This is a genomic window from Synechococcus sp. R55.8, assembly GCF_047461895.1.
GTDB lineage: Bacteria > Cyanobacteriota > Cyanobacteriia > Thermostichales > Thermostichaceae > Thermostichus.
On the sequence record NZ_JANSIB010000045.1, the window covers coordinates 1 to 7,877 of the forward strand.

General features: G+C 60.8%; 7 protein-coding genes. 2 read left to right on the forward strand and 5 right to left on the reverse strand.

Features of this window, described 5'->3' with window-relative positions:
- Positions 1 to 134: 134 nt before the first annotated feature.
- From NW829_RS06245 to gcvP, 5 genes are all read right to left on the reverse strand, one after another.
- Positions 135 to 1,790, reverse strand: coding sequence for an ABC1 kinase family protein (locus NW829_RS06245; RefSeq protein ID WP_011431813.1), 1,656 nt, complete (start codon positions 1,788 to 1,790; stop codon positions 135 to 137).
- Positions 1,791 to 1,835: 45 nt separating this feature from the next.
- A complete protein-coding gene (locus NW829_RS06250) occupies positions 1,836 to 2,417 on the reverse strand; it encodes a peroxiredoxin family protein (protein WP_414332206.1) in 582 nt (193 codons plus the stop codon).
- A 37-nt stretch (positions 2,418 to 2,454) separates the two neighbouring features.
- Positions 2,455 to 2,892: an SRPBCC family protein gene (locus NW829_RS06255; protein ID WP_414416679.1), complete on the reverse strand. Its 438-nt coding sequence runs from the start codon at positions 2,890 to 2,892 to the stop codon at positions 2,455 to 2,457.
- 2 nt (positions 2,893 to 2,894) lie between these two features.
- Complete coding sequence (locus NW829_RS06260) at positions 2,895 to 3,458, reverse strand: hypothetical protein (protein WP_414416680.1); 564 nt, start codon at positions 3,456 to 3,458, stop codon at positions 2,895 to 2,897.
- 141 nt (positions 3,459 to 3,599) lie between these two features.
- Positions 3,600 to 6,566 (reverse strand): aminomethyl-transferring glycine dehydrogenase, encoded by a 2,967-nt coding sequence (gene gcvP / locus NW829_RS06265; RefSeq protein WP_414416681.1) that lies wholly within the window; start codon positions 6,564 to 6,566, stop codon positions 3,600 to 3,602.
- Between the two features lie 193 nt (positions 6,567 to 6,759).
- Between gcvP and psbU the strand changes: the two genes are divergently transcribed.
- Positions 6,760 to 7,128 carry a photosystem II complex extrinsic protein PsbU gene (gene psbU / locus NW829_RS06270; protein WP_414406847.1) on the forward strand — a complete coding sequence of 123 codons (369 nt, stop codon included), beginning with the start codon at positions 6,760 to 6,762 and terminating at the stop codon, positions 7,126 to 7,128.
- Positions 7,129 to 7,179: 51 nt separating this feature from the next.
- On the forward strand, positions 7,180 to 7,877 hold a 698-nt coding region (locus tag NW829_RS06275; RefSeq protein ID WP_414416682.1), incomplete at its 3' end, for an Rpn family recombination-promoting nuclease/putative transposase.

Below are 7,877 nucleotides of genomic sequence, written 5' to 3' on the forward strand. Positions count from 1 at the left end.
AGAATCGGCCTTTGCGGCTTTTGGCGGATCGCTCGCGGAGGCGTTGATACCGTTTTGGTGTTCTTTTGGAAACATCGAGATCCAGACAAGGGCAGTAGGGCCCTGAGTCCACTGATGAGCCAACCTCAGCCAATCTAGCCGCGCAGGCGACCGGAGCGCAGAATGCTGATGACGAGCCACAGCCCCAACAGGCTGGCCGCGCCGAAGAGGAGTTCGCTCAGCCAAAAGACCTGGAAGCGCTGCGTCTGAGCCGAGATGATGGCAGCTCCGACGATCAGAGAGCCGACCACAATGCTGTAGGAAAGGCGGTTGGCCGACTGATCCAGGCTGCTGCGGATCCCGTCCAGCTCTTGGATGGTCAAGTTCCAGCGCTGGGTTTCCGAGGTGATGCGGCTGAGCAGCAGCTCCATCTGGCGCGGCGATTGCAGAGAGAGATTTTTCAAATCCAAAGCCGTGCGCAGCAGCGAAGGCAGAGGGGCCTCCCCCAGCAATTGCGCCCGAAACACATCCGCCATCAGGGGGCGAAGCTGCTCCGGCAGGTTGTAGTCGGGGGTGAGCTGGCGGGCGATCCCTTCCAAATTGGCCAGCGCCTTGGCACAGAGGCCCAAATTGCCGGGAATGCGGATCTGGTTGCGCCGGGCCGCCTGCAGGATCTCAGAAAAGAGCTGGCTGAAGTTGAGCTCCGCAATGCTCAGGGCGTAGTACTGGCGCAGCAGACGCTCGTAGTCGCTTTGGAGCTGGGCCAAGCTGACAGTCTGATCCCGCGAGCGGGCCGCGGATCTTTCCGGCAGGGCCAACTCCAGGGTCAATTCGGCACAGCGCTGGGCATCGAGGCTGACAATGGCCAGCATCAGCTCCAGCAGAATCTGCTGCGTACGCGGATCCAGCCGCCCAATCATGCCGCAATCCAGCAGGGCTACGCGACCGGATCCCAAGTAAAAGAGGTTGCCGGGGTGGGGATCGGCGTGGAAATAGCCATCAATGCAGATCTGCTGGAAAAAAGCGCGGGTCAAGAGGCGAGCGATGTTTTCCGGGTCCGCGTCGCTGCGATCCGCCTCCAACAGGGGCCGGCCCTCGATCCACTCCAGCGTCAACACCTTTGGCGTAGTGAGAGGCCAATGGATGCGCGGCACCACCAGTTGGGCCGGATCAAACCAACGCCCCCTTTGCAACTGTTGGCGGAGCTGCTCGGTGTGGCGGGCCTCTTGGGTAAAGTCCAGCTCTGCTTGAATGGCCCGGCAGAACTCATCCGCCAAGGCCACCACATCTGCCAATCTGCCGAACTCCGTTTGCGCCACCAGCTCGGCAATGCCCCGGATTAGCCGCGTATCCCGCTCCACCACCGCCTCCAGCCCGGGCCGCTGGATCTTGAGGGCCACCCACTCGCCGCTGACCAGACAAGCCCGATGGACCTGGGCAATGGATCCCGCCGCAACCGACTCTGTGTCCAGGCTGCTGAACACCTGCTCCAACGGCTGCCGCAACTGCTGCCGCAGCAGGATCTCCACCGCATTCCAGGGAACAGGAGGTACGTCGGCCTGCAGAGTGCTGAGGGCCTCGATGTACTCTCGCGGCAACAGGTCCGGACGGGTGCTCAGCAGCTGGCCCAGCTTGACATAGACCGGCCCCAGATCCACCAAAATGTTGCGCAGCACCATTGGGGGGGGCAGTTGGGGTTCCCCAGCCTTGCCAAAAGAGAGCAAGCGGCGCATGTAGTCCCAACCGTGGCGCAAAACCACCTCCAGGATCTCGGCCTGACGCGCCCCACTCTGGGCCAGACGGGCAAACATCGCAGTCTCTCTCCCTGGAAGTCCAATGGCAGAGAAGCCCGATCCCTAGAAAAAGGGGATAGGGGCCACCCTACGGGTTCCATCCCAGCCGGTTTGCAGCCCCTCCCGCAACACCCGCAGCACCTCGTCGGTGTCGGCATTGGGCTGGGCAAAGGAGAAAACATGCTTGAAGCGCAGTTTGCCCTCCCGATCCACAACGAACTGGGCCGGCAGGGGTGCTCCCAAAGCTTGGCCAACCCCATAGAGGCGGAAGGTTTTGCACTCGGGATCCACCAGCAGTGGGTAGGGCAGTTGCAGGTCTGCTTGAATCTGCTGGCTTTGAACCGGATCGGTGCTGGTGACCATCAGCAGCTCCGCCCCCAGAGCTTGGATCTCCCTGTAGCGGGCTTTCAGCTCTTGGATGTGGGGGTAGCAAAAAGGGCAAAAAAGCTTTTCGGTGAAGATACGAGTAAAAGCCAGAACCACCGGCTTTTGGCCGCGGTAGTCCGATAGCCGCACGGGATCCCCTTGCACGCGCGGCAGCTCAAAATCGGGGGCAATCTGGCCGATTTCCAGAGAAGTGTTGGCTGGTTGGGGGATGAAGTTGTCGGCAAAGCGACGGTTAAACAGTCCGCTGTTGCTGGTCATTGCAGTTTTTTACGTTTCTTTACTACTTGCCACCAGCCTAACCCAAAGCCTCGGCCACCGCCTTCAGCCGTCGGAGCTGGACCCGCATATCCTGCTGGGTCGGCCCTGCTGCCAACAGGTAAAACCCTGCCGCCACCCAGGGACTGGGGATGCGGAAGTTGAAGCAATTGACTAGAAGGGTACCCCCCGGCTGGGGATGGCACTCCCAGCGGTCGGTTCCTTCAAAAAACCCCTCAAACTGCCACTGCACCAAGCCTTCTGCCCGCTCTGTAATCACGCAATCCAAGCTGGGGGATACAAACGGCAAGCGAAGGAAAAAGCGGTAGCGGCTGCCCAATTCCGCCAGAGGGGATCCCACCGCCTCACAGCCCAACAGCGGGTTGAGCCAGCGCTTCATCAACTCCAGGTCGGTGAGGCAGCGATCCACCTGGGCCACGCTGGCCGCAATCGGAATTGACTGGGTGTAGACAGGCATCCTCAGGGGGAAGTTGGGGGAGCGAGCTTGGCCGCAGAGAGGTCTTCTGCCGTGGCAGAGGGGGATACGGTGCTCAGCAAAATCAAGATATCGCGATATTCCACCTGATCCGGCCCGCGACGGGGGGATCCCACTTGCACCACCGCCTGTTGGAGAGGCTTTTTGGGGTGGGGGGGAGACTCGAACACCAAGGTGCGGATCCCATTGGCCTGCTCGATGTCCGAGAGGATGTCCCAGCCCCGGCCCCACAGGGTGCGGCGATAGTAGGCGGCAATCGCCTCCAGAGGCTGAGAGGTCTGCAAGATCAGGGAAGCAAGGCCCCCCTGCCGATCTCGAATCTGCCCTGAAGAGATGATGGAAGCGTTGGGCAACTGCAAGTGAGGGGGAAACTGAGGGGGAAGGGCGCGGGCATCTCCTAGGGAAGCCTCAAAGTGCGTGCCATCTTTGCCGATGTGACGCCGCACGGGATCCTGATCCACTTCTTGAGCAACCGGATCAGGCATCTTGCGGCAGGCCACGAGGGATCCCGCCAACAGCCCCAGGGTTAGCCGAGTAAGAATAGGCAAAGAACTTGGCCCCACTGACGTGAACCGCTCAAGACGGGGATTTTTTCTCATCCGTTGGCCAGGGATCCCTGACTGGTTATAGCGGATCCCGCCTTTGGATACAACCAATCTCCCTTTCTGGGCCAAGTTCCAGAGCAGCCATCATTCGTCGAGCCAGGGCTGACAACTGCACACCAGGTGGCGATCCCCGTAGGCGTTGTCGATGCGGCTGACGCTGGGCCAGAACTTGTGGGCCTTGACCCAAGGGAGCGGGTAGGCGGCCAGCGAGCGAGGATAGGGGCGATCCCAGTGGTCGGCAGCCACCACCTCGGCGGTGTGGGGGGCCAGCTTGAGGGGATTGCGCACCGGATCCATCTCGCCTCGCTCAATGGCGGCAATCTCCTGGCGGATGGCAATCATCGCCTCGCAGAAGCGATCCAGCTCCTCCAGAGATTCGCTCTCGGTGGGCTCCACCATCATTGTCCCCGGCACCGGCCAGGAGATGGTGGGGGCGTGGAAGCCATAGTCCATCAGGCGCTTGGCCACATCTTCCACCTCGATGCCGGCGCTTTTTTTCAGGGGGCGCAAATCCAAAATACACTCGTGGGCCACCCACCCCCCCGGCCCCTTGTAGAGCACTGGGTAGTAGGGATCCAGCCGCTTGGCGATGTAGTTGGCGTTGAGAATGGCCACCTGGCTGGCCAGGGTAAGGCCGGCGGATCCCATAAGGCGAATGTAGGCCCAGGAGATGGGCAAAATGCTGGCACTGCCCCACGGGGCAGCGCTGACGGGGCCGTTACAGCCGGGCAAAACAGGATGGCCAGGCAAATAGGGCACAAGGTGGCGGGCCACGGCAATGGGCCCTACCCCCGGCCCACCTCCCCCATGGGGAATGCAGAAGGTCTTGTGCAGGTTGAGGTGGCAGACATCCGCCCCCAGCTCGGCAGGACGGCAGAGGCCCACCTGAGCGTTGAGGTTGGCCCCATCCATGTACACCTGTCCCCCCGCCTCGTGGATTATCTGGCAAATCTCGCGGATCCCTTCCTCAAACACGCCGTGGGTAGAAGGGTAGGTGATCATCAAGGCGGCCAGCCGCTCCCCGTGCTGCTCCACCTTGGCCCGCAGATCCTCAATGTCGATATTGCCGGCTTCATCACAAGCTACGCTCACCACCTGCATCCCCGCCATCACGGCGCTGGCCGGGTTGGTTCCGTGGGCCGAGGTGGGGATCAAGCACACCTGCCGCCGGCTTTCCCCTCTGGCTTGGTGGTAGCGGCGGATGGCCAACAGGCCGGCATATTCCCCCTGAGATCCGGCATTGGGCTGCAGAGAAACTCCGGCAAAGCCGGTGATCTCCGCCAGCATCTTTTCCAACTGGGCAAAGAGGGCTTGGTAGCCGCGGGCCTGCTCCAGGGGCACAAAAGGATGGAGCTGGGCAAACTCCGGCCAGGTGACCGGCATCATCTCCACCGTGGCGTTCAGCTTCATGGTGCAAGAGCCCAAGGGGATCATGGAATGGGTGAGAGCCAGATCCCGGCTTTGCAGGCGGTGGATATAGCGCAGCAGCTCAGTTTCCGAGTGGTAACGGTTAAAGACCGGATGGGTGAGGTAGGGGGTGGTGCGCAGGAGCTGGGGCGGCAGGCTCTGGCCCAAGTCCAGCTCTGGGCTGTCGGGATCCCAAGCTGGCGGTAAGGACTCCGTTCCGCTGCGGGGAAGGGTTCCGGCGAAGATCTCCCACAGATCCCGCAGATCCTGAGCGGTGGTAGCCTCATCCAAGCTGATCCCCAGCGTCCGGTCATCGATCTGGCGGAGGTTGATCTGTCGCTGGGCAGCGCCGGCCTGGATCGCCTGCACCTGCTCTGGAGAAGCTACCTTGACCCAGAAGGTATCGAAGAAATGCTCGGGCCCCACCTCATAACCCAACTGGCAGATCCCAGTGGCCAAGTGATGGGCCTGGCGGTGGATGCGCTCGGCTATGTGTCGCAAGCCGCGGGGGCCGTGGTAGACGGCATACATAGAAGCCATCACCGCCAAAAGCACCTGGGCAGTGCAGATGTTGCTGGTGGCCTTGTCCCGCCGGATGTGCTGCTCGCGGGTCTGCAACGCCAAGCGCAGGGCTGGCTTGCCTTGAGCATCCTGAGAAATCCCCACCAGCCGTCCTGGCAGCAGCCGCTTGTGGGCCTCGCGGGTGGCGAAGTAAGCCGCATGGGGGCCGCCATAGCCCAAAGGCACGCCGAAGCGCTGGGTGGATCCCACCACGATGTCCGCTCCCCACTCTCCTGGGGGTTGCAATAGGGTTAAGCTGAGCAGGTCGGCAGCCACCGTCACCGCCATCCCCTTCTGGTGAGCCTGCTCCACCAACTGCCGGTAGTCCCGGATTTCCCCAAAGGTGTTGGGATATTGCAACAGCAGCCCAAAGCCCTTCTCCGGGCAAAACTCCGCCAGATCCGTCACGCGCACCTGGATTCCCAATGGTTCCGCCCGCGTCTGTACCACGGCAATCGTCTGGGGATGGCAGCCCCGATCCACCCAGAAAACCGGGGATCCCTTGCCCGCCAAGGTGTAGGCAAGAGCCATGGCTTCAGCGGCTGCGGTGGCCTCGTCCAGCAGGGAAGCATTGGCGATCTCCATCCCCGTCAGGTCGATCACCATCGTCTGGAAGTTGAGCAGGGCTTCCAACCGTCCCTGGGCAATCTCAGCTTGGTAGGGGGTGTAGGGGGTGTACCAGGCAGGGTTTTCCAGGATGTTGCGCTGAATCACCGGTGGCGTCAGGGTGTTGGAATAGCCCATGCCCAAAAAGGAGCGCCACACCTGGTTCTGGGCCGCCATTGCCTGCAGTTCCGCCAACACCTGCTGCTCAGGGCAAGGGGATCCCAATTGCAAAGGCTGGCTGCTGCGAATGGCCGGCGGCACCGCCTTCTCCACCAGCTCCTGCAGCGAACTCAGCTCCAACACTTGCAACATCTGCCCAATTTGCCGGGCATCCGGCCCAATGTGCCGTCTGAGAAAGAGTTCGGTCTGCCCCAGCAACTCCAGCTCCGGAGAAGGCGTGGGTTGTGGGATCCCTGTGGATGGATCCCGGCTTGGGGGGTCAAGTCGAGTCGAGTGGAGAAGGGCCAAGTCGGACATGGTGCGATAGCCGAGAAAGGAATGGCAAGAAAGACTGTCTCCTGATCATAGTTGTTAAAAATTGTTTCTGTCGGGATCCAAATCCTGTCTTGGCCTTCGATTCGGGGTAGAGGGGATGAGACACTAGATGGTCGGAGAATGTTAGCAACCTATACAGATGAGCCTTTTGGATTCTGCTTGGAGAAGTGATGCTATGCGCTGGCTGCTGTCCATCTTGGTTCGTGTGGTGTTAGTGCTCTGTCTGTGCTTCGCTCCTTTGGGGATCCCTGTTGTGGCCAGGGCCGCAGAGCTTCCCCCGGTAAAGCACTTGGACACTCCGATTGACGTGAACAACACCATCTTGCGCAACTACCGCCAACTGCCCGGCTTCTATCCCACCCTAGCTCGCATCCTGGTGAAAAATGCCCCCTACAGGAGCCTGGAAGATATGTTGCAGATCTCAGGCCTGACAGAGCAGCAAAAGGCCCTGATCAAAGCCAACGCCGAGAACTTCGTGTTTGGCGAGTATCAGGAAGGGGCTAACCAACTGGAAAACCGCATCAACCAAGGGTACTACGGCTGATCTCGGCAGAGGGGCCATCGGGAGAATCGGCTTTTGTAGGAAAGGGATCCTGTGGCCTACGATAACGTCTGCAAGTACTTGGTGGAATGGTTCCCCGAGTCCTTTGCCCGGTGGCTACTGGGATCCCCTGTTTCCTTGGCTCAGCTACAGCCGACGGAGCTGTCCACCGAGCCCATCCGAGCGGACTCTCTTATCCTGCTGCGGGCCCAAAACCTGATTTTGCATCTGGAGTTTCAAACCGATCCGGATCCCGATATCCCCTTCCGCATGGCCGACTACTGCCTGCGCCTGTTCCGTCGCTATCCCGACCAGGAGGTGCGGCAGATTGTCATCTACCTGAGAAAAACCCAGTCAGAACGGGCGTACCAAACCTCTTTTCAACGGGGATCCCTTTCTCATCGCTTTGAGGTCTTGCGCCTGTGGGAACAAGATCCGGAGGTGCTATCCCGATACCCAGGCCTCTTGCCCTTGGCGGTACTGGCAGAGCCGGACAATCCAGAACCCCGTCTGCGGCAGGTGGCCAGAGCCATAGCTGAGATGGAGGATCCCAAGCTGCGGCAGGAGTTGAAAGCGGCCACTGCCGTCTTAGCAGGATTAACATGGACGCCAGAGGAAATCAGCAGGGTTCTGGGAGGTTTGGCTGTGCGGGAATCGACCATCTATCAGATGTGGCGAGCAGAAGCCCTCAAAGAAGGGCGAGAGGAGGGCCTGAAACAAGGCCTAGAGCAAGGTCTGCAACAAGGTCTGCA